This is a genomic window from Curtobacterium sp. MCPF17_046 (assembly GCF_003224295.1).
GTDB lineage: Bacteria > Actinomycetota > Actinomycetes > Actinomycetales > Microbacteriaceae > Curtobacterium.
On the sequence record NZ_QKLB01000014.1, the window covers coordinates 55,843 to 76,633 of the forward strand.

A 20,791-nucleotide genomic window follows, 5' to 3' on the forward strand; every position below is an offset into this window, starting at 1 on the left:
CCGGATCACCGGACGGGACCGCGGCGGAAGAGACCTTCAGGCTCCGGCGTACCCACTTTCTCTGTGTGGCACGCCCCTGACCTGGAGGCTCTCCATGGACGTCCCCCTGTACGTGTGGCTCTTCACGATCGCAGGCATCCTCGGCCTGCTCGTGTTCGACTTCTTCTCGCACGTGCGCACGCCGCACGTGCCGCACATCCGCGAATCGGCCTTCTGGTCCATCGTCTACATCGCGCTCGCGATCCTGTTCGGTGTCGGCGTGTGGGTGTTCGGCGGCGGACAGGCCGGCGGTGAGTACTTCGCCGGCTGGTTGACCGAGAAGGCGTTGTCGGTCGACAACCTCTTCGTCTTCCTCATCATCATGACGACCTTCGCGGTGCCGAAGGAGTTCCAGCAGAAGGTCCTGCTCGTCGGTGTCGCGATCGCCCTCGTGGCGCGCGGTGTCTTCATCGCCCTCGGCGTCACGATCATCGAGAACTTCTCGTGGGTCTTCTACCTGTTCGGTCTCCTCCTGTTCTGGCTCGCGTGGTCGCAGGCCAAGGGCGGCGACGAACACGGTGCCGAGGAGGGCGACTCGAAGCTCATCCGTCTGCTCCGCCGCGTGATCCCGACCTCCGAGCACTACGACGGTGACCGCCTCACCACCAAGGTCGACGGCAAGCGCCTCTTCACCCCGATGCTGCTCGTCATGGTCTCGATCGGCCTGACGGACGTGCTCTTCGCGCTCGACTCGATCCCCGCGATCTTCGGGCTGACGCAGGACGCGTTCATCGTGTTCACCGCGAACGCGTTCTCGCTCCTCGGTCTCCGCCAGCTCTACTTCCTCATCGCCGGCCTGCTCGAGCGGCTCATCTACCTCGGTCAGGGCCTGGCCGTCATCCTCGCCTTCATCGGCGTGAAGCTCGTCTTCCACGCCCTGCACGTCAACGAGGTGCCGTTCATCAACGGCGGTCAGCACGTCGAGTGGGCGCCCGAGATCCCGATCTGGTTCTCGCTGGGCTTCATCCTCCTGACGATCACCGTCGCGACGGTCGCGAGCCTCGTCGTGTCGAAGAAGCGCCAGCAGCGCGGCCTCACCCCGACCGGCGAGCCGGCGGACGCCGTCGAGGCCGACGCGAAGTAGTCGCCACCTGCACGCCTGACAGGAGGCTCCCCACCGGTCACGGCCGACCCGCCGCTGGCGCGTCGGTCCGGAACGGGCCGGTGGGGAGCCTCCCGTCCGTCTCCGACCGCGTCGGCTACGCGACCGCTGCGGCGGGCTCGGGCTTCTGCACCCGCTGTCCGACGACGGCGGACACGCCGTCCTGCCGCATCGAGACCCCGTACAGCGCGTCGGCGATCTCCATGGTCCGCTTCTGGTGCGTGATGACGATGAGCTGCGACGACTCCTGCAGCCGCCCGAACACGGTGAGCAGGCGGCCGAGGTTCGCGTCGTCGAGCGCCGCCTCGACCTCGTCCATGATGTAGAACGGGCTCGGCCGGGCCGTGAAGATCGCCACGAGCAGCGCCACGGCGGCCAGGGACCGCTCCCCACCGGACAGCAGCGTCAGTCGGTCGATCTTCTTGCCCGCGGGCTTGACCTGCACGTCGATGCCGGTGGTGAGCAGGTCGTCCGGGTTCGTCAACGTTATCGATCCCGAACCGCCGGGGAACAGGATCGGGAACACGACGTCGAACGCCTCGCGGGTGTCCTCGAACGCGGATGCGAAGATCGTCTGCATCTTCCCGTCGAGCTCCTCGATGATCGTCAGGAGGTCGGCACGGGTCTTCTGCAGGTCGTCGAGCTGCTCGGACAGGAACGCGTGCCGCTGCTCGAGGGCCTGGAACTCCTCGAGGGCGAGCGGGTTCACCTTGCCGAGCCGCCCGAGGTCACGCTCGGCCGCGGCGAGTCGACGCTCCTGCTCGGCGCGGACGTACGGCGTGGTCGGGACGTCCGCGGGGTCGACATCGGGTGCCTCGTACTCGGGCAGGGCAGGCCCGCCGGGCAGGGTCGAGCCGGCGGCGAGCACGGTCTCGTCGGTGTCGTCGGTGTCGTCGGTGTCGTCGGTCTCGTCGACGTCGACACCGACCGGGTCGAGGTCGTCAGCGGCCGTGTCCTCGGCCTCCGTCGACACGTCCTCGGCAGCGGCCGCTCGTGCCGCCTCGCGGTGCCGTCGTGCGAGCACACGCGGGTCGATGAGCACGTCGACCGGCACGGGGACGTCCGGCCCGTACTCCGCGACGAGCACGGTCTCGCCGAGCCCGAGTTCGCTCTGCGCCCGGTCGAGGACCCCGGACAGGTGCAGCCGCTTCTCGTAGATCTCCATCTCGAGCGAGTGCACGCCGTCGGTGATGGTCTGCAGGCGGTCCCGGAGTTCGCGTTCCTCGTTCCGGATGCCCTGCAGCTCGGCGTTGCGCTTCGTGCGCTCGGACTCCTCGGTCGCGAGCTGCACGCGGGCCTCGGCGAGCGAACGGTCGACGGCGGCGAGCACCACCGGCAGATCGGCCAGCACCCCCTCGGCCGAGGCGATCTGCCCGCGGCGGATGACGGCCAAGCGGGCGGCCTCCTCGGCGGCCGCCCGCTCCGCTCCGAGTTGCCGCTCGAGCTGGTCCGCGCGGCGTCGCTCAGCACGTGCGCGCTCGCGGGCGGTCTCGACCTGCAGGCGGTGTTCGATCTCGGCGGCGCGGGCGGCGTCGACGGCGTCCTGCGCAGCCGGCCGGGCCGACGCGTCGACGACCGGCCGCGGCTGCTCCGTGAACGTCCGGAGCTCCGCCTCGGCCGCGGCGAGTGCCGTCTCGGACGCGGTCGACGCGCCGTCCGTCTCGGCGAGGGCTGCGCGCAGTCGCTCGACCTCGGCAGCGGTGTTCTCGGCCCGGGCACGTGCGGAGGCGCTGGTCCGGTCGTACTCCGCGGTCGCCCGGGCGTGTGCCCGCGCGGCCCGGTCCGCCTCGTCCACCGCCCGCCGCGCGGACTCCACCGCGGTCCGAGCAGCCTGGAGGCCCGTGGCCGCGTCCTCCGCCTCCGTCACCACGGTCTCCCGTCGCGTGGCCGCGGCGTCACGGTCTGCGGTCAGCTCGATCCGGGACGTCGAGCGCTGCCCGCCGCCGGTCACCCGCGCCGCGCGGACCAGGTCGCCGGACCGCGTGACGACCGTGGCGTCCGGGGCGGCGGCGAGCACCGCCTCCAGGTCGACGTCGTCCGACTCGGCGACCAGCGTGTCGGCGAGGACCGCGGTGAGCGCGGGCGGGCCGGTGACGACGTCGAGCGCGGCTCGGACACCGGCCGGCAGTGTGGCGGGCAGACGCGAACCGCTGCCGGCGACGTCGGCGACGACCACGTCGATGCGACCGAGGTCTGCGGACCGGGCGTGGTCGACGGCGTCGAGCGCCGCGCGCCGGTCCGCGGCGAGCACGGCGTCGGCGAGTCCGTCGAGTGCGGTCGCGACGGCTGCCTCGTAGCCGGGCGTCACCGCGAGACGGTCGGCGAGCCGGCCGGCGATCCCCTCGCGACCGGCGTCGATGAGCGCTTGCGAACCGTCACGGACGTCGATCGAGAGCGCGAGCGCGGCGATCCGGGCGTCGAGGGCGTCCCGTTCGCGCTCGAGCGCGTGCAGCCGGTCCCGGTGCGTGTCCCGGTCCGCCTGGGCTCGGTCGAGCTGGTCGCGGGCCGCCGCCAGTGTCGCAGTGAGTGTCTCGTCGTCGGTGTCCAGCGCCGGGTCGCGACCGAGGTCCTCCAGGGCGGCAGCGGCCTGCTCGGCACGGACGACCGCCTCGGAGAGCGCTCGCTCCCGCCGCTCCCGGTCGGCGACGGCCGACGACCGCCGCGAGCGCGCCACCTCGACGGCCCCGGCGAGCCGCTGGCCGTCCAGGTCGTGCTGCGCGACGCGGGCAGCCTGCGCGGCGATCTGCTCGTCGAGCGCGTCGAGTGCGGCACGAGCGGCCCGCACCCGCTCACCGACGGCGGTCGTCCCACCCTGCATCTCCTGCGCACGCAGGTCGAGCCGGTCGGCTTCGGCGCGGACGCCGGCGACCCGCTCGGGCGTGACGGTCGGGCCCTGCTGCGGTGCCTCGGCCTGCTGCGCGAGGAACATCAGCCGCTGGTTCGCGAGCATCGACAGGCTGCGCAGTCGCTCCTGCACGCTCTCCAACCGGTGGACCACGGTCCGGGCGCGGTCGACGTCGTCGCCGACCATGCTCTGCTCGACCTGCTGCTGCCGCTGCCGGATCTGCTCGAGCCGCTCCTGCAGGACGATGCGCTCGGACTTCCGACCGGTCTCGACCTCGACGTGGTCGCGGAGTTCGCGCCGCAACCGCACGACGTCGTCGGCGAGCAGGCGGGCCTTGGCGTCCCGGGCGACGGCCGCGACCGACTGCGCCTTGCGGGCCACCTCGGCCTGGCGTCCGAGCGGTTTGAGCTGCCGGCGGATCTCCCCCGCCAGGTCCGACAACCGTGTCAGGTTCGTCTGCATCGCGTCGAGCTTGCGGAGCGTCTTCTCCTTCCGGCGGCGGTGCTTGAGGATGCCGGCAGCCTCCTCGATGAAGCCGCGCCGGTCCTCCGGGGTGGCGTGCAGCACCTTGTCGAGCTGGCCCTGCCCGACGATGACGTGCATCTCCCGGCCCAGCCCGGTGTCGCTCAGCAGCTCCTGGACGTCGAGCAACCGACAGTTCTCGCCGTTGATGGCGTACTCGCTGCCACCGTTCCGGAACAGCGTCCGCGAGATCGTCACCTCGGCGTACTCGATCGGCAGCAGACCGTCGGCGTTGTCGATCGTCAGGGTCACCTGTGCGCGACCGAGGGGACCGCGGGTGGCGGTGCCGGCGAAGATGACGTCCTCCATCTTGCCGCCGCGGAGGGTCTTCGCCCCCTGCTCCCCCATCACCCAGGCAAGGGCGTCGACGACGTTCGACTTGCCGGAGCCGTTCGGGCCGACGATGCACGTGACGCCCGGCTCGAACGCGAACGTCGTGGGCTGCGCGAAGGACTTGAACCCCTTGAGGGTCAGGCTCTTCAGGTACATGCGGTCTCCGGCTGGTCGGTTCGCGTCAGGCTAACGCCTGCGCTGCCGCGGAGCGGGCTGGCACACGGGGCAGCGGTGGCTCGACCGGTTCATGAAGGCCTCACGCACGATCGCGGTGCCGCACCGCGGGCAGGGCTCTCCCTGCTGGCCGTACACCGCGAGGCGTTGCGAGAAGTACCCGGACTGCCCGTTCACGTTGACGTACTGCGCGTCGAAGCTCGTCCCGCCGTCCTCGAGCGCGCGGCGGAGCACGGCCCGGACCTCGTCGAGGAGCAGGTGCAGCGTCGCCCGGGGCAGCCGGTCGGCCGGTCGGTCGAAGTGCAGGCGCGCTGCCCACAGCGACTCGTCCGCGTAGATGTTCCCGATGCCGCTGATCACCCCCTGGTCGAGCAGCACACGCTTGATGCCGCTGGACCGCTTCCGCGCCGCGGCGGTGAAGCGGTCGTCGTCGAACGCGGGGTCGAGCGGGTCCCGGGCGATGTGCGACACCTGGAACGGGATCCGTCGGCGCCAGTCGGCTCGCGGGTCGGTCGTGTCGATCTGCCCGGCGTGGCCGGCGGCAGCGCCGTCGACCGTGGGCAGCATCCGGTCGATCGCCATCGACCCGAAGGTGCGCTGGTCGACGAACTCGAGCTGCACCGGCGTCTCCCGGACGCCGTCCCGGTCCGTCCCGGGAGGCTGCACGTCGAGGACGATCCGCCGGTGCCGTGCGGCGGGTCGGTCGCGGCCGAGCAGGATCTGGCCGCTCATGCCGAGGTGCGCGACCAGTGCTTCGGGTCGGTCGCCGTCGGGGTCCAGCGGGAACCACATGAACTTCCCGCGACGGACGGCCGCGGCGATCGTCCGCCCGGTCAGGCGGTGCGCGAAGTCCTCGGCAGGCCCGTCGTGGCGGGTGAGTGCGCGCTCATCGTGCACCTGCACGGCGAGCACCCTGGCGCCGGTGACGGCGGGTTCGAGGCCGGCGCGGACGACCTCGACCTCGGGGAGTTCGGGCACCCGGTCAGCCCTCGACGGGACGTCCGGACAGTCGCGTCCAGGCGTCGAGCGCGGCGGACATCTCCGCCGTCTTCTTGCTCGTGCCGGTGCCGGTGGCGACGTCCTCGCCCTGCAGCACGACCGTCGCGTGGAAGGTCTTGTCGTGGTCCGGGCCCGCTTCGGTGATGCGGTAGGCGGGGTTGCCGAGCGAGCGCGCGGAGGCGAGCTCCTGCAGGCTCGTCTTCGGGTCCATCGCGGCGCCGAACCGCGCGGGGTCGACCAGCAGCGGCGCGACGAGCCGCAGCACCAGGTCGGTGGCGGCGTCGGCGCCGGCGGACAGGTACGTCGCCCCGATCACGGCTTCCACCGTGTCGGCGAGGATCGACGACTTGTCGCGACCACCGGTCTGCTCCTCGCCCTTGCCGAGCCGGAGGTACGCGCCGAGCCCGATGTGGCGGGCGATCTCGGCGAGGGCGACCGTGGAGACGAGGCTCGCGCGCCGCTTGGCGAGCTCGCCCTCGTCGAGTTCCGGGTAGTCACGGAACAGCTTGACGGTCACGGCCTGCCCGAGGATGGAGTCACCGAGGAACTCGAGCCGCTCGTTGTGCCCGATCCCGCCGTGCTCGTACGCGTACGAGCGGTGGGTGAGGGCGAGCTGCAGGAGTTCCGGGTCCACCGGCACGTCGAGGAGGTCGCGCAGACGAACGACGTCCGGCCCCACGGGGCGGGACCCCGCGGCGCCGGACGTCGCAGTCATGAGGGGAGTCCGATCAGACGTCGGCGACCTTGCGGCCCTTGTACTCCATGTACAGGGGCGTGCCGGCCGAGTCCTCGACGACCTTCGCGCGGTGCGGGAGGCTGTAGGTGACCTTGCCGTTCTCGATCGTCTTCACGAGCTGGACCGGTGCGGCCTTCCACTGCGATCGACGGGCGTGCGTGTTCGCACGGGACTGCTTGCGCTTGGGGACGGCCATGGTGGTTCTCTTTCGCTTGGTCGGTGGTCAGTCGTGGGCGGTGGCGGTCACTCGGCCTGGTCGGCCGGCGTCCGCTCCTCGTCCGCGGTGGTCTGGTCGGGCGTGCTGTCGTCGAACTGGATCCCGCTGAGCGCAGCCCAGCGAGGATCGGTGGCCGACGTGGTCGGCCGCTCGCCGATGTCCGCCAGGCGCTCACCCGTCTCCGGGTCGAGTCCTGGGCAGTCCGGCCGGCAGACCGGCTGGAACGGCAGTGACAGCACCACCGCGTCTCGGACGACCGGTTCACAATCCACGTGGTCATCGTGAACCTGGTAGTCGAATTCCTCCGAGGCATCATACGCGAACAGTTCCGCGAATTCGACCTCGACGAGCTCGCTGACGTCGATGAGGCAGCGCGAGCACTCCCCCGTCGCCTCGGCCCGGGCGGTGCCGGACGCGAGCACACCCTCGTGGAGGCCCTCGAGCTTCACGTCGAGGTGCATCTGGTCGCCCTCGCGCACGGCGATGAGACCGGCGCCGAGGGTGCTCGGGACGGTGATGTCGAGCGACACCTCGCGCATGTCGCCCGGCCGGTGCGCGAGGTCACGCACACGCAGGGCGTAGGGGCTGTTCACGGAGGAAGACACGATCAACCAGCCTACCCCGCTCAGGCCGACGAGTCGAGCACCCGGAGCGTGTCGAGGGCGGCCGTCCGTCGGTCCGGCCGTCAGGCCCGCCCGGCGAGCGCGCGGGCCACCGCGTCGGGCACGTACGGCGTCACGTCGCCACCGAGGGACGACACCTGCCGGATGAGCGAGCTCGAGACGTGCGCCCGGGCGGCGTCCGGCAGCAGGAAGACCGTCTCCACCCCGGCGAGGTGCCGGTTCATGATCGCCATCGGGGTCTCGTAGGCCACGTCCTCGCCGGACCGCACGCCCTTCACCAGGATCTTCGACCCCACCTGCCGGCAGTAGTCGACCAGGAGCCCGGCCGTCCACTCCCCGACCACGACCCGGCCCGGGATCCCGAGCTCCGTGACGGACTGCCGGATGAGCCGGACCCGGTCCCCGGCGTCGAACAGTGCCGCCTTCTTGTCGGGGTTGTGCACGACGAGCACGTGCACCTCGTCGAACAGGTCCACGGCACGGGCGATCACGTCGAGGTGTCCCAGCGTCACGGGGTCGAACGAGCCGGGCACCACGGCGATCTTCGTCATGCGGGCGACGATACCGGCCGACGCCGCTCAGTTCTTCCCGAGGAAGGCCGCGTCGGACTCGTCGAGGCGGCGTGCGAGGGCGTCCCGGAGCGCGGGACTGCCGCTCAGGTCCGGGTCGTCCTCCAGGAGGCGTTCGGCCTCCTCCCGCGCGTCCACGATGAGGTCGGCGTGCTGCACCACGCGCAGGAGCGTCAACGACGACCGCCCACCCGACTGCCGTTCGCCGAGCACGTCGCCCTCCCGGCGCAGTTCGAGGTCGACCCGTGCCAGCTCGAACCCGTCGTCGGACGCGGCCACCGCGTCCACGCGCTCTCGCGACACCGTGTCGGTCTCGGCGGCGGTGACGAGCAGGCAGACGCCCGCGTACTGCCCGCGACCGATGCGCCCGCGCAACTGGTGCAGCTGCGAGACGCCGAACCGGTCGGCGTCGAGCACCGCCATCATCGAGGCGTTCGGGACGTCGACGCCGACCTCGATCACCGTCGTCGCGACGAGCACGTCGACCGCGCCGTCGGCGAAGGACGTCATCACGCGGTCCTTCTCCTCCGCCGACATCCGGCCGTGCAGGACCTCGATGCGCCGCCCCGCGAGCACGGGCATGGCGCGCATCCGTTCCGCGGTCGCGAGGACCGTCGCGGGCTTCCTGGTCGGCGTGCCGTCGGCGTCGGCGCCGCCCGGCGTGCCGTCAACCGCGGCTCCGTCGCCGGCGGGACCGGGCGTCCCGTCGTCCTCGCCGTGCGCGTCGTCGATCGCCGGACAGACGACGAACGCCTGGCGCCCGTCCGCCAGCTCCTCGGCCATCCGCGTCCAGATGCGGGACTCCCACCCGGGGTGCTCGGCGAGCCCGACGGTGAACGTCTCGACCCCGGCCCGGCCCGACGGCATGCCCTGGATCGTCGAGACGTCGAGGTCGCCGAACACGGTCATCGCCACGGTCCGCGGGATGGGCGTCGCGGTGAGGACGAGCACGTGCGGTGGCGTCGAGCCCTTCGTCCGCAGGGCCTCACGCTGCTCCACCCCGAAGCGGTGCTGCTCGTCCACGACCACCAGGCCGAGTTCGGCGAAGTCGACCCGGTCGCCGAGCAACGCGTGCGTGCCGACCACGAGGCGGGACCCACCGGACGCCGCGGCGAGCAGCGCCCGCCGGCGCTCGTCGGTGGACTGCGACCCGGTCAGGATCACCGGACGGAGCTCCGCGGCCAGGTCCGGCCCGAGGAACTTCACGATCGACCGGAGGTGCTGCGCGGCCAGGACCTCCGTCGGGGCGATCAGCGCGGACTGTCCGCCGGACTCCGCCACGGTGAGCATCGCCCGGATCGCGACGAGGGTCTTGCCCGAACCGACCTCGCCCTGCACGAGCCGGTGCATCGGCCAGGTCCCGGCCATGTCCTGCGCGATCTCGGCCCCGACCGACCGCTGGTCGTCGGTCAGGGTGAACGGCAGGCTCGCGTCGAAGCGCTCGAGGACGCCGCCGGGCGACGCGGTCCGGGCGACGGACGCCGTGGCCCGCGCCGCGATCCGGCGCTGCACCAGCGCGGTCTGCAGCACGAACGCCTCGCGGTAGCGCAGGGCGTCCTGCGCCCGTTTGAAGTCGGACACCTTCTCCGGCCGGTGCAGCAGTTCGAGTGCCCGACGGAACGGCACGAGGTCGAGCCGGGTCCGGACGGAGGCCGGGATCGGGTCGGCGACGTCCGGCAGCGTGTCGAGGACGACCCCCATGGCCTTCGCGATCTGCCAGGACGACAGGGAGGCCGTGGCCGGGTAGATGGGGATCGGCTGGCGCGACCAGCGGATCGCCTCCTCCGACCCCGGGTCCGCCGTGGCGCGGGGGTCGTCCCGGTCGAAGAGCTCGTAGTCCGGGTGCGCCAGCTGCCGGGCGCCGCGGTAGTCGCCGACCTTGCCGGCGAAGACCCCGCGGGCGCCGGGCACGAGGTCCTTCGTCCGCCACCCCTGGTTGAAGAACGTCAGGGTCAGCAGGCCCGTCCCGTCCCCGATCTTGGCCTCGAGGATGGAGCCCCGTCGCGCCCGCATGGTGCGCTCCCGGACCTCGACCACCTCGGCGACGATCGTGACCGACTCGCCGATCGCGAGCGAGTCCAGCGCCGTGAGTGCGCCGCGCTCCGCGTAGCGACGCGGAGCGTGCTCGAGGAACTCCCCGACGGTGCGGTGCCCGAACGCCTTCTCGATCGCCTTCGCCGTCCGCCCGCCGAGGACGTTCGCCAGCCGCACGTCGAGCGGCGCCGGGCCCCACTGCACGGGTCCCCCCACGGCAGCGGACGGCGCGCCGCCGGCCGACGCAGCGCCCGCACGGGCGGCGTCGGCGCCCGCGGCTGGGCTCGTCGGAGCGGCATCGGTGCTGGAGGTGGCCACACGCCAACGGTACCCGCGACGTCCGACCCGCCACGAGCCTCCCCGGCGGGGCTGTGGAGGACGCCGGGGTCGCCGCCGCGGCCCGCTACGGTGGCAGCATGACGCGCATCATCGCCGGCGCCGCCGGGTCCACGACGCTCCGGGTGCCGAAGTCCGGCACCCGACCGACGAGCGACCGTGTGCGCGAGGCGCTGTTCTCCTCCCTCGAGTCGCGCGGGCTCATCGACGACACCTCGGTCGCGGACCTGTACGCCGGAACCGGTGCGCTCGGCCTCGAAGCCGCGTCCCGGGGTGCGGTCGAGGTGTCCCTGGTGGACCGCGCCGCGTCCGCGGCGGCCGCCTGCCGCGAGAACGCGCGCGCGGTGCAGAAGCGCGCGCCTGGTGTCCGCATCGACGTCCACGCACAGCCCGCACTGGGGTACCTGCGGGGGACGGCGAAGACGTTCGACCTCGTCTTCATCGACCCGCCGTACGAGGTCGCCGAGTCCGAGGTCACCGACGTGCTCGAGGCCCTCGTGTCACGCGTGACGCCCGGTGCGGTCGTCGTCGTCGAACGCGGCACCCGATCCCCCGAGCCCACGTGGCCGGCCGGGCTCACCCGGTTCAGCAAGCGCTCGTGGGGCGACACCGTGGCGTGGGAGGCCGTGGCCGACGCCGACTGAGGCTGCCGCCGCTCCATGGTCCGGCACCGGTCCGCGCCGGTCCGGTCGCGGGTCCGGCTCCGGTCGCGGGTCGGGCCTGGTTCCAGGTGCGGCTCCGGTCGCGGGTCCGCTTGTGCGTTCAGCCCGCGACGCCGTCCCAGTCCGCGTACGGGTCCCACCCCGTCGTCGGGACGGGCGTCCCGCCACGGACCAGGTCCACGGGCCGCTCCGCGTGGTCCGCTCCCGCGTGGGACGTGCGCTCGCGCACCACGCCGATCCGGCGGAAGCCGCCCGGCAGGCGCGTCCCGACCGGGAAGGTCGCCAGCAGCCCGTGGTCCTCGCCGCCGTGCAGCGCGACCTCGTCGACCACCCCGTCGGGCGCCGACGCCTCGGCCGGGTCGAGTTCCAGGGTCACGCCACTCGCCCGGGCGAGGCGCCCTGCGTCGATCGCGAGCCCGTCGGACAGGTCGAGCATCGCCGTCGCACCGGCTACGGCAGCCAGCGGACCGTCGGCGATCGGGGGGACCGGGCGGCGCTGCCGGGCGACGTCGGGGTCCGTGTCGGCCCCGCTCGCGCGGACCCGCTCGACGTCGGGCTCCCCCGCGGCGTCGACGCCGTCCCGGAACAGCCGGGCCAGGCCGCGGGCGGCGGCGCCGAGCTCCCCGGAGACAGCGAGGACGTCACCGACCCGGGCACCGGATCGGACGACGGGGTCCCGCCCTCCGAGGTCCCCGAACGCGGTGACGGTCAGCGAGAACGTGGCCGACGTGGACAGGTCGCCGCCGACCACCCCGCACCCCGGAGCGAGGGCGTCGACGGCGAGGCGGAACCCGTCCGCGACGCCCTCCAGCACCGCGACCTGGGTGTCCGGCGGAGCCGCGATCGCGACGACGAGACCGGAGGGCACGGCGCCCATCGCGGCGACGTCGGAGAGGTTCGTGGCGGCGGCCTTCCAGCCGACGTCCTCGGGCGAGGACCACGCCCACCGGAAGTCCGGGCCGTGCACCATCATGTCCGTGGTCACGACGAAGCGGCCGTCTGGGGCGGCGACGACGGCGCAGTCGTCCCCGGGCCCGAGGACCGGGGACCCGGCGGGGAGGCGTCGCGTGACCCGGTCGAGCACCGCGAGTTCGCCGAGCGCTCCGACGGTCGTGCGCTGCGCTCCGGCGGCCGCCCGGGCGTCGACGCCGTCCGGACCGTCGGTGCGGTGCTCGTGCTGGTGCTCGTCGTGCGTCGCGTCCACACGAGAACGGTAGCCTGGACGCCGATGGACACCGCGCGCCGAGGACCCCGCATCATCGCCACCGTGCTCGCCGCGGCGGCCGTCCTGGCCGGGCTGTCCGGCTGCACGAACCCGGTCCGCATGGAGCCCGCTCCCGCCGCGGACGCGGCCGCGTGTGCCGATGCCCAGGTCCGCCTGCCCGCGGTCGTCAACGACACCCTGGCGCTCCGCGACACCTCCGCACAGGCCACGGCGGCGTGGGGGTCCCCCTCCGCCGTGCTCTACCACTGCGGTGTCGCCGTGCCGACGGTCTCCGACCTGCCGTGCTTCTCGCAGGGCTCCGTGGACTGGATCCGCGACGACCGGGGAAAGGAGGTCGTCTACACGACGTTCGGCCGGTCCCCCGCGGTCCAGGTCGTCATCGACACCTCCCGCGCGACGAGCGACGCCCTGCAGGACCTCGGTGACGCCGTGTCACGGCTGCCGGAGGACGGCCACCGCTGCCTCGACCCGCAGGACGTCGACTGACCCGTACGGTCCTCAGCGGACCGCGGCGCGTCCCAGCTCGATGAGCTCCGCGACGAGTTCCGGGTAGGGCAGCCCCGACGCCGCCCAGCAGCGCGGGTACATCGAGAACGGGGTGAACCCCGGCATGGTGTTGACCTCGTTCACGACGAAGCCGTCGTCCGTCAGGAAGCAGTCCACACGGGCCAGCCCGGCGCCGCCGATCGCCTCGAAGGCACGCGCTCCGACGGAACGGATCTCGTCGGTCTCCGCCTCGGTGAGCGGGGCCGGGCACAGCAGCTGCTCGTCACCGCCCAGGTACTTGGCGGCGAAGTCGTAGAAGCCGTCCTCGGCGACGACGATCTCCCCGGGCAGGCTCGTCCGCGGCACGCCGTCACGACCCTCGAGCACGGCGACCTCGACCTCGCGGCCGACGACCCGCGGCTCGACGATCACCTTGCTGTCGTGCTCGAAGGCGAGGTCCATCGCCGCACCGAGCTGAGCGGGGTCGTCGACGCGCGAGACGCCCATGCTCGACCCGGCGCGTGCGGGCTTCACGAACAGCGGGAAGCCGTGCGCGGCGACGGTCTCGGCGACGTCGACCGGCTCGGCCTGCCACTGCCGACGGAGCACCGTCGTCCACGGGGCGACCCGGAGCCCGGCGTGCTCGAGGACCGCCTTCGCGACGTGCTTGTCCATGGCCAGGGCGCTCGCCAGGACGCCGTCGCCGACGTAGGGCAGGCCGGCGGTCTCGAGCAGGCCCTGAACGGTGCCGTCCTCGCCGAAGGGTCCGTGCAGGATCGGGAAGACGACGTCGACGTCCCCGAGCGACTCGACCGAGCCGTCCGGCAGTTCGACGGAGAACCCGCGGGAGTCGCCGGAGAGCGGGAAACGGACGCGGGTGCCGTTGTCCGGCACGGTCGGGAGCTCCTGACCCCGGAGTGCCCAGACCGACGGGTCGTCCGCCTGGAGCGTGAACGCCCCGTCCTTCGTGATGCCGATCGGCAGCAGGTCGTACCGGTCGCGGTCGACGACGTCCATGATGCCGCCGGCGGTCACGCAGCTGATCTCGTGCTCGCTCGACCGGCCACCGAAGAGCACGGCGACGGTGGTCCGCGCGTCGGTGCCGCTCGGCGTGCGCTCGGCGTCGGTCGGTTCGGATGCGGGCGCGGTGCTGCTCATGGACGCTCCAAGCGGTGGGTACCGGGACCGGTCACTCGCCCTGGGGCTCGTCGGTCTCCGTGAGGTGCGGCGCGATGTTGCGCGGATCGAGCCTACCGGCGAGGACCTCGCCCACCTGTCCGACGATGGGCATGTCGACGCCGTTCGCCCGGGCCAGCTCGAGGATGGGCGCGACCGAGGCCAGGCCCTCCGCGGTCTGGTTCATCTGCCGCACGACCTCGTCGAACCGGTACCCCTGCCCGAGCAGGCGCCCGGCGGTGTTGTTGCGCGACAGCGGTGACTGGCAGGTGGCGATGAGGTCGCCGAGGCCGGCCAGCCCGGACAGCGTCGACGGCTGCGCGCCGAGCGACACCGCGAACTCGGTCATCTCGGCGAGGCCGCGGGTGATGATCGACGCCTTGGTGTTCTCGCCGTACCCGACACCGTCGACGATGCCGATTGCCACCGCGATGAGGTTCTTGAGGACCCCACCGAACTCGGTGCCGATCACGTCGGTGTTGATGAAGGAGCGGAAGTACGGGTTCGTCGCCACGGCTGCCACGGCGGTCGCGGTGTCCGCACTGGACGACGACACGACGGCCGCGGTGGGCTGCCGGCGGGCGATCTCGAGCGCCAGGTTCGGTCCGCTCGCGACGGCGATGCGGTCCTGGTCGATGCCGAGGCCGTCGAGGAGCACCTCGCTCATCCGCAGGCCGGTCGCCTTCTCCACGCCCTTCATGAGGCTCACGACGGGCACGTCCGCGGGCAGGAGTTCGCGGATGGCGGCGAGGTTCGAGCGCAGCGTCTGCGACGGCACCGACACGTAGACCTGCTCGGCACCGGACAGCACCGCTGCCAGCGACGTCGACGCGGTGAGGGTCCGCGGCAGGTTGATGCCGGGCAGGTACTCCGAGTTCCGCTTCGTCTCGGTGATCTCCCGCGCGACCTCGGGACGCCGGGCCCAGAGCACGGTCTCGGCCCCGCCCTCGGCGAGCACCTTGGCGAACGTGGTCCCCCAGCTGCCGGCACCGATCACGGCGACCCGTGGCTTGTCGGTCGACTGCATGACGACGCGGATCGCGGCGGTGTCCACGGCGCCGCGGGCTGCGACGGAGGGGTCCGGGTGGTCGTCGTGCGGGCGGAGGCCGGGCGCGCTGGTCCGGTCGGCTGCGTCACTCAAACTTGCCGGTCTCCTTCTGCTTGTTCGCGGTCGGGTCCCAGCGCTCGGCGGGCGCCTGCTCACCGCGGAGGCCCTCGAGCAGCGCGGTGATGCGCTCCATGAGCAGCGCCGTCACCTCGGTGAGGGCCTGCTGGTCGACCGGCTTCCCACGCCACCGCGACAGGTCGAGCGGCTCGCCGTAGACGATGTCGACCTTCGCCGGCGGGAACAGGCGGAGCTTCTTGCCGTACCGCGCCATGATCCGCTGCGTGCCCCAGTGGGCCATCGGGATGAGCGGGACGTCGTTCTCGAGGGCGATCCGCGCCGCCCCGGTCTTGCCGCGCATCGGCCACAGGTCCGGGTCACGGGTGAGCGTGCCCTCGGGGTAGACGATGACCGCGCCGCCGTTCGACACGAGTCCCTTGCCGCCCTTCAGCGGGTCGTTCAGGCGGGTCCGGCCGTTGCGCTCGACGGGGATCTGCCCCATGCCGCTCATGAGCTTGCCGAACACCGGCACGCGGAACAGCGACGCCTTCGCGAGGAACCGCGGCGACCGACGGTGCAGCCACACGGTCGTGCCGACGACGAGCGGGTCGATGTTCGTGTAGTGGTTCGGGGCGAGGACGAACGCCCCCTCCTCCGGCAACCGGTTCGGGCCGTGCCAGCGGTAGCCGGAGGCGAACCGGATGGTCGGGATCACGACGGACCCGGTGATCCGGAAGGCCCGGTTCAGCTCGCCGCGTCGCCACCGCCGACCGGGGACCGGGAGGCCCGTGCGGACCTCTCCGGGGTGTCCCACCTGCGGCAGTTCCAACGCGTCGGGCCCGGTCGTCGGTCGTGCCACGGCGGCACCGTCACCGGTGCCGCCGTGGTCGTGCTGCTCCGCCACGTCAGCCGGCGAAGTCGAAGTCCGCGCCGAGCTTGCGGAGCTTCGGGATGAAGTGCTCGTACCCGCGGCTGATGATGCCGACGTTCGTGATGTGCGACTCGCCCTCCGCGGTCAGCGCCGCGATGAGGTGGCTGAAGCCGCCGCGGAGGTCCGGGACGCGGACGTTTGCACCGTGCAGCTTCGTCGGGCCGGTGATGACCGCGGCCTGCTCGAAGGGACGACGGGCGACGCGACGGTCGTGGCCGGGCAGGCCCTCCTTGTGCACGACGATGTCGGCACCCATCTCGTTGAGCGCGTCGGTGAAGCCGAAGCGGTTCTCGTAGACGGTCTCGTGCACGACGCTCTGGCCCTCGGCCTGCGTGAGCGCGACGACGAGGGGCTGCTGCCAGTCGGTCATGAACCCGGGGTGCACGTCGGTCTCGATGACGACGGGCTTGAGGACGTCCAGCTCGCGGTAGAACCGGATGCCGTCCTCCTGGATGTCGAACCCGCCGCCGACCTTCCGGAAGACGTTGAGGAACGTCATGAGCTCCTGCTGCTTGGCGCCCTCGACGAAGATGTCGCCGTTGGTCGCCAGCGCGGCGGAGGCCCAGCTCGCGGCCTCGTTGCGGTCGTTGATCGCACGGTGCGTGTACCCGCGGAGCGACTTGACGCCCTCGATGAAGATCGTGCGGCTCGGTTCGACCGTGACGATCGCGCCCATCTTCTGCAGGATCGCGATGAGGTCCATGATCTCGGGCTCGATCGCGGCGTTCCGCAGCTCCGTGGTGCCCTCGGCGAGGACGGACGAGAGCAGGACCTGCTCGGTCGCGCCGACGCTCGGGTAGGGGAGCTCGATGTTCGCGCCCTTGAGGCCGTTCGGGGCCGTGATGTGGATGCCCGAGACCTGCTTGTCGACGACGGCACCCATGGCGCGCAGCGCGTCGAGGTGGAAGTCGATCGGGCGGTCGCCGATGCGGCAGCCGCCGAGGTCGGGGATGAACGCCTCGCCGAGCTTGTGCAGCAGCGGACCGCAGAACAGGATCGGGATCCGGCTCGAGCCGGCGTGTGCGTCGATCTCGGCGAAGTGCGCCGACTCCACGCGCGAGGGGTCGAGGATGAGCTCGCCACGGGCGGGGTCCGTCACGCGGACACCGTGCACCTCGAGCAGGCCACGCACGACCTTGACGTCGGAGATGTCCGGGACGTCCTTGAGGATCGACGGGGTGTCGCCGAGGAGCGCAGCGACCATGGCCTTGGTCGCCAGGTTCTTCGCACCGCGGACCTCGATGCGTCCCACGAGCGGCTTGCCGCCCCGGATGACGATCTCGTCCGACTTCAACCCGACGCGCGCCCCTGCAGCTGCTGCGTCCTGTACGAGAGAGTTCACTACTTCACCGGCAATGTCTTCGGCCGCCAACGGGAGCGGCGGGATTCGAACTCCGTGATCGAGGTCTCGTCACGGAGGGTGAGCCCGATGTCGTCGAGCCCTTCCATCAACCGCCAACGAGTGTAAGCGTCGATCTCGAAAGCCACGTCCATGTCGCCGATCGACACGCGCTGTGTCGCCAGGTCGACGGTCGCCTCGATCCCGGGCTGGGCCTCGATCGCCGCCCACATCCGCTCGATCTCGGGCTCGGACACCATCGCGGTGACCAGGCCCTGCTTGCCGGCGTTGCCCTTGAAGATGTCCGCGAAACGGGGTGAGACGACCACGCGGAACCCGAAGTCGCGCAGCGCCCACACCGCGTGCTCGCGGGACGACCCGGTGCCGAAGTCCGGGCCGGCGACCAGGACCTTCGCGCCCTGGTAGGCGGGCTGGTTGAGCACGAAGTCGGGGTCCTGGCGCCAACCGGAGAACAGCGCGTCCTCGAACCCGGTCTTCGTGACCCGCTTGAGGTAGACCGCGGGGATGATCTGGTCGGTGTCGACGTTCGACCGCTTCAGCGGTGCCGCGATCCCGGTGACGGTGCCGATCTTCTCCATCAGTTGTTCCCTCCAGCCGTCGCCGGCACGGCCAGGCGGGCGTCGTCCTCTTCCAGGTCCCACGGGCTCGACAGCGTTCCGCGGACAGCGGTCGCCGCGGCCACGAGCGGCGAGACCAGGTGGGTCCGGCCGCCCTTGCCCTGCCGCCCCTCGAAGTTGCGGTTCGAGGTCGAGGCACAGCGCTCCCCCGGCGCGAGCTGGTCCGGGTTCATGCCAAGGCACATCGAGCAGCCGGCGAAGCGCCACTCCGCACCGAACTCGGTGAACACCTGGTCCAGGCCCTCGGCCTCGGCCTCCAGGCGCACCCGGGCGGACCCCGGCACGACCATCACCCGCACGCCCGGCGCCTTCTGACGCCCGCGGATGACCGACGCGAAGGCGCGCAGGTCCTCGATGCGGGAGTTGGTGCATGAGCCCATGAACACCGCGTCGACGGCGATGTCCTTCATCGGCGTCCCGGCGGCGATGTCCATGTACTCGAGGGCTCGGGAGGCCGCGGCCTGGTCGTTCGGGTCGGTGAAGTCGGACGGCGACGGGACGGAGTCGGACAGCGAGACGCCCTGACCGGGGTTCGTCCCCCAGGTGACGAAGGGCTCGAGGGTGTCCGCGTCGATGAAGACCTCGGCGTCGAACACGGCGTCGTCGTCGGTCGCGAGGGTGTCCCAGTAGGCGACGGCCTCGTCCCAGTCGGCGCCCGTCGGGGCGTGGTCGCGGCCCTGGACGTAGTCGTACGTGGTCTGGTCGGGGGCGACCATGCCCGCACGGGCACCGGCCTCGATCGACATGTTGCAGATCGTCATGCGGCCCTCCATGGAGAGCGCCCGGATCGCGGAGCCGCGGTACTCGAGCACGTAGCCCTGTCCGCCGCCGGTGCCGATCTGCGCGATGACCGCCAGGATGATGTCCTTCGCCGTGACGCCCGGGCGCAGCGTGCCCTCGACGGTCACCGCCATCGTCTTGAAGGGCTTGAGCGGCAGCGTCTGCGTGGCGAGGACGTGCTCGACCTCGCTCGTGCCGATGCCGAACGCCATGGCGCCGAAGGCCCCGTGCGTCGAGGTGTGCGAGTCCCCGCAGACGACCGTGATGCCGGGCATGGTGAGTCCGAGCTGCGGACCGACCACGTGCACGATCCCCTGTTCCTTGTCGCCCAGCGAGTGCAGGCGGACGCCGAACTCCTCGCAGTTGCGGCGGAGCGTCTCGATCTGCGTGCGGCTGGTCGGGTCCGCGATCGGCCGGTCGATGGCGAGCGTCGGGGTGTTGTGGTCCTCGGTGGCGATGGTGAGGTCCAGGCGTCGCACCGGACGACCGGCCTGCCGCAGGCCGTCGAAGGCCTGCGGGCTCGTCACCTCGTGCACCAGGTGGAGGTCGATGTAGAGGAGGTCCGGGTTGCCGTCCTCACCCTTGACGACGACGTGGTCGTCCCACACCTTCTCGGCGAGCGTCCTGCCCATGCCCGTGCCTCCTCATCCGCGTTCCGACTCCGCTGTCACGGCGTCGTCCGAGCATGGTAGCAGCTTGGTATACCAACTGCGACGACGCCCGGGAGGCCCGCCCCGCGGTCCCCGACACCCGTCGCGGTGAGAGGATGGCGGGGACATGACGACGCCCGCGCACTCGACCCGCACCACCAACCTCGAGGGCGCGGCCCGCGCCGCGATCGCCGGTGGGGTACCGCTGGCACTCCTCATCGCGCTCGGCCTGCCGCAGTACGCGGCCTTCGCGGTGTTCGCCGGGTTCACGGCGATCTTCGGCGCGACCGAGCCCTACCGACAGCGCGCCGTGACGACCGGGGTCGCCGGCGCGATGCAGGTCGTGTGCATGGCGGCGGGCATCGCCGTCGCCCTCCTCGGCGCACCGCTCTGGCTGCAGGGAATCGGGCTCGTCGTCGTCATCGTCGGCGCGGTCGGCACGCTGACGGCACTCCGGGCGATCCCGGCACAGCCGATCTTCCCGGTGTTCGCCTTCGTGGTGTCCGCGCTCGTGCCCGTGCGTCCGTCCGACCTGCCGCTCGTGGCGACGATCATCCTCTGCGCGGTGGCCTGGGCATGGCTCGTCGCGATGTCCGGCGCCGCGTTCCGGCTGGTCCTGCACCCGCACGTGCCGCACCGCTTCCGCCCGCTCGCGGACCGCAAGCACCGTTCCCTCGCGGTCCTCCGGACGTCGGCCCTCTGGGAGACGGTCGCGCTCAACGTCGTCGGCGCACTCGGTGCCGGTGCCCTCGCCGAGGCGCTGCCCGGCCTCGGGCACCCGTACTGGGCGGTCATCGCCGTCGTGTCGACGCTGCCCGCGCTCCGGCAGCGGCACACCGTCTCGCGCGCGGTCCAGCGCGTCGTGGGCACGGTCGGCGGCACGGTGATCGCGGTCGGGATCCTGCTGCTCGAGCCCTCGGCCTGGTGGATCGTCGCGATCGCGGTCGTCGGACAGTTCGGGGCCGAGGTCTTCGTCGCCCGGAACTACGCCGTCTGCCTGCTGTTCCTCACCCCGCTCGCCCTCGCCGTCTCGTGGCTCAGCGTGCCCGAAGCGCCGACGCTCCTCGCACTCGACCGGATCGGCCAGACGCTCCTCGGCGCCCTGGTGAGCCTCGTGCTCCTCGCCGTCGGGCGCGCGGTCGAACGGCGGCGCGGTCGTCCGCTCGGCGCGACCAGCAGCATCCGAACCGTCTGACGGACCGCGGTCGTCCCGACGGTCCCGTACCGGGCCTCCCGGGCGGCGCAGGGCAGGCCCGGACGTCCGGCACGC

18 protein-coding genes are annotated in these 20,791 nt (G+C 72.2%); 4 read left to right on the plus strand and 14 right to left on the minus strand.

Annotated features, from left to right (window positions below; translation table 11 throughout):
* The first annotated feature begins 94 nt into the window (after positions 1 to 94).
* Positions 95 to 1,123 (plus strand): TerC family protein, encoded by a 1,029-nt coding sequence (locus DEJ32_RS12450; protein ID WP_110826136.1) that lies wholly within the window; start codon positions 95 to 97, stop codon positions 1,121 to 1,123.
* Between the two features lie 115 nt (positions 1,124 to 1,238).
* On the opposite strand, the gene DEJ32_RS12455 is transcribed toward DEJ32_RS12450, so the two are convergent.
* The 7 genes from DEJ32_RS12455 to DEJ32_RS12485 form a co-directional block, all read right to left on the minus strand.
* Complete coding sequence (locus DEJ32_RS12455) at positions 1,239 to 4,997, minus strand: chromosome segregation SMC family protein (protein ID WP_110901497.1); 3,759 nt, start codon at positions 4,995 to 4,997, stop codon at positions 1,239 to 1,241.
* Positions 4,998 to 5,027: 30 nt separating this feature from the next.
* Positions 5,028 to 5,993: a bifunctional DNA-formamidopyrimidine glycosylase/DNA-(apurinic or apyrimidinic site) lyase gene (gene mutM / locus DEJ32_RS12460; RefSeq protein WP_110901498.1), complete on the minus strand. Its 966-nt coding sequence runs from the start codon at positions 5,991 to 5,993 to the stop codon at positions 5,028 to 5,030.
* A gap of 4 nt (positions 5,994 to 5,997) precedes the next feature.
* On the minus strand, positions 5,998 to 6,729 hold the full coding sequence (rnc, locus tag DEJ32_RS12465) for a ribonuclease III (protein ID WP_110901499.1): 732 nt from the start codon (positions 6,727 to 6,729) through the stop codon (positions 5,998 to 6,000).
* A gap of 13 nt (positions 6,730 to 6,742) precedes the next feature.
* A complete protein-coding gene (gene rpmF / locus DEJ32_RS12470) occupies positions 6,743 to 6,946 on the minus strand; it encodes a 50S ribosomal protein L32 (RefSeq protein ID WP_022905230.1) in 204 nt (67 codons plus the stop codon).
* A gap of 47 nt (positions 6,947 to 6,993) precedes the next feature.
* Complete coding sequence (locus DEJ32_RS12475; protein ID WP_258368392.1) at positions 6,994 to 7,572, minus strand: DUF177 domain-containing protein; 579 nt, start codon at positions 7,570 to 7,572, stop codon at positions 6,994 to 6,996.
* Between the two features lie 80 nt (positions 7,573 to 7,652).
* A complete protein-coding gene (coaD, locus tag DEJ32_RS12480; protein WP_110890942.1) occupies positions 7,653 to 8,141 on the minus strand; it encodes a pantetheine-phosphate adenylyltransferase in 489 nt (162 codons plus the stop codon).
* A gap of 27 nt (positions 8,142 to 8,168) precedes the next feature.
* Positions 8,169 to 10,397, minus strand: a complete 2,229-nt coding sequence (locus DEJ32_RS12485; protein ID WP_110901513.1) for an ATP-dependent DNA helicase RecG — start codon at positions 10,395 to 10,397, stop codon at positions 8,169 to 8,171.
* Between the two features lie 212 nt (positions 10,398 to 10,609).
* Between DEJ32_RS12485 and DEJ32_RS12490 the strand changes: the two genes are divergently transcribed.
* The gene (locus DEJ32_RS12490; protein WP_110826160.1) at positions 10,610 to 11,173 is read left to right on the plus strand and encodes an RsmD family RNA methyltransferase; all 564 of its coding nucleotides are present in this window, start codon (positions 10,610 to 10,612) and stop codon (positions 11,171 to 11,173) included.
* A 118-nt stretch (positions 11,174 to 11,291) separates the two neighbouring features.
* Here DEJ32_RS12490 and thiL read toward each other — a convergent pair whose 3' ends face one another.
* Positions 11,292 to 12,395, minus strand: a complete 1,104-nt coding sequence (gene thiL, locus DEJ32_RS12495; protein ID WP_375342321.1) for a thiamine-phosphate kinase — start codon at positions 12,393 to 12,395, stop codon at positions 11,292 to 11,294.
* 24 nt (positions 12,396 to 12,419) lie between these two features.
* Here thiL and DEJ32_RS12500 point away from each other — a divergent pair, with 24 nt between their 5' ends.
* Positions 12,420 to 12,902, plus strand: coding sequence for a DUF3515 family protein (locus DEJ32_RS12500; protein ID WP_110901500.1), 483 nt, complete (start codon positions 12,420 to 12,422; stop codon positions 12,900 to 12,902).
* A 12-nt stretch (positions 12,903 to 12,914) separates the two neighbouring features.
* Here the strand turns inward: DEJ32_RS12500 and DEJ32_RS12505 are convergent, their stop codons facing one another.
* From DEJ32_RS12505 to leuC, 6 genes are all read right to left on the minus strand, one after another.
* Positions 12,915 to 14,060 carry a D-alanine--D-alanine ligase family protein gene (locus DEJ32_RS12505; protein WP_110890944.1) on the minus strand — a complete coding sequence of 382 codons (1,146 nt, stop codon included), beginning with the start codon at positions 14,058 to 14,060 and terminating at the stop codon, positions 12,915 to 12,917.
* Positions 14,061 to 14,091: 31 nt separating this feature from the next.
* Positions 14,092 to 15,105 (minus strand): NAD(P)H-dependent glycerol-3-phosphate dehydrogenase, encoded by a 1,014-nt coding sequence (locus DEJ32_RS12510; RefSeq protein ID WP_110826158.1) that lies wholly within the window; start codon positions 15,103 to 15,105, stop codon positions 14,092 to 14,094.
* Positions 15,106 to 15,211: 106 nt separating this feature from the next.
* On the minus strand, positions 15,212 to 16,087 hold the full coding sequence (locus DEJ32_RS12515; protein WP_258369049.1) for a 1-acyl-sn-glycerol-3-phosphate acyltransferase: 876 nt from the start codon (positions 16,085 to 16,087) through the stop codon (positions 15,212 to 15,214).
* Between the two features lies 1 nt (position 16,088).
* Positions 16,089 to 17,456, minus strand: a complete 1,368-nt coding sequence (gene murA / locus DEJ32_RS12520) for a UDP-N-acetylglucosamine 1-carboxyvinyltransferase (protein ID WP_110826129.1) — start codon at positions 17,454 to 17,456, stop codon at positions 16,089 to 16,091.
* Positions 17,456 to 18,052: a 3-isopropylmalate dehydratase small subunit gene (leuD, locus tag DEJ32_RS12525; protein WP_110826128.1), complete on the minus strand. Its 597-nt coding sequence runs from the start codon at positions 18,050 to 18,052 to the stop codon at positions 17,456 to 17,458. Before leuD ends, murA begins: the two co-directional genes overlap by 1 nt.
* Positions 18,052 to 19,503: a 3-isopropylmalate dehydratase large subunit gene (gene leuC, locus DEJ32_RS12530; RefSeq protein WP_110890945.1), complete on the minus strand. Its 1,452-nt coding sequence runs from the start codon at positions 19,501 to 19,503 to the stop codon at positions 18,052 to 18,054. Before leuC ends, leuD begins: the two co-directional genes overlap by 1 nt.
* Before the next feature lie 145 nt (positions 19,504 to 19,648).
* Between leuC and DEJ32_RS12535 the strand changes: the two genes are divergently transcribed.
* Positions 19,649 to 20,716, plus strand: a complete 1,068-nt coding sequence (locus tag DEJ32_RS12535) for an FUSC family protein (RefSeq protein ID WP_110901501.1) — start codon at positions 19,649 to 19,651, stop codon at positions 20,714 to 20,716.
* Positions 20,717 to 20,791 lie beyond the last annotated feature (75 nt).

Coding starts and splice junctions, on each gene's coding strand:
- DEJ32_RS12510 (WP_110826158.1), bottom strand. CDS start 15,105: ATGCAGTCGACCGACAAGCCACGGGTCGCCGTGATCGGTGCCGGCAGC.
- DEJ32_RS12490 (WP_110826160.1), top strand. CDS start 10,610: ATGACGCGCATCATCGCCGGCGCCGCCGGGTCCACGACGCTCCGGGTG.
- leuD (WP_110826128.1), bottom strand. CDS start 18,052: ATGGAGAAGATCGGCACCGTCACCGGGATCGCGGCACCGCTGAAGCGG.
- rnc (WP_110901499.1), bottom strand. CDS start 6,729: ATGACTGCGACGTCCGGCGCCGCGGGGTCCCGCCCCGTGGGGCCGGAC.
- DEJ32_RS12505 (WP_110890944.1), bottom strand. CDS start 14,060: ATGAGCAGCACCGCGCCCGCATCCGAACCGACCGACGCCGAGCGCACG.
- coaD (WP_110890942.1), bottom strand. CDS start 8,141: ATGACGAAGATCGCCGTGGTGCCCGGCTCGTTCGACCCCGTGACGCTG.
- DEJ32_RS12450 (WP_110826136.1), top strand. CDS start 95: ATGGACGTCCCCCTGTACGTGTGGCTCTTCACGATCGCAGGCATCCTC.
- rpmF (WP_022905230.1), bottom strand. CDS start 6,946: ATGGCCGTCCCCAAGCGCAAGCAGTCCCGTGCGAACACGCACGCCCGT.
- DEJ32_RS12535 (WP_110901501.1), top strand. CDS start 19,649: ATGACGACGCCCGCGCACTCGACCCGCACCACCAACCTCGAGGGCGCG.
- DEJ32_RS12455 (WP_110901497.1), bottom strand. CDS start 4,997: ATGTACCTGAAGAGCCTGACCCTCAAGGGGTTCAAGTCCTTCGCGCAG.
- leuC (WP_110890945.1), bottom strand. CDS start 19,503: ATGGGCAGGACGCTCGCCGAGAAGGTGTGGGACGACCACGTCGTCGTC.
- DEJ32_RS12500 (WP_110901500.1), top strand. CDS start 12,420: ATGGACACCGCGCGCCGAGGACCCCGCATCATCGCCACCGTGCTCGCC.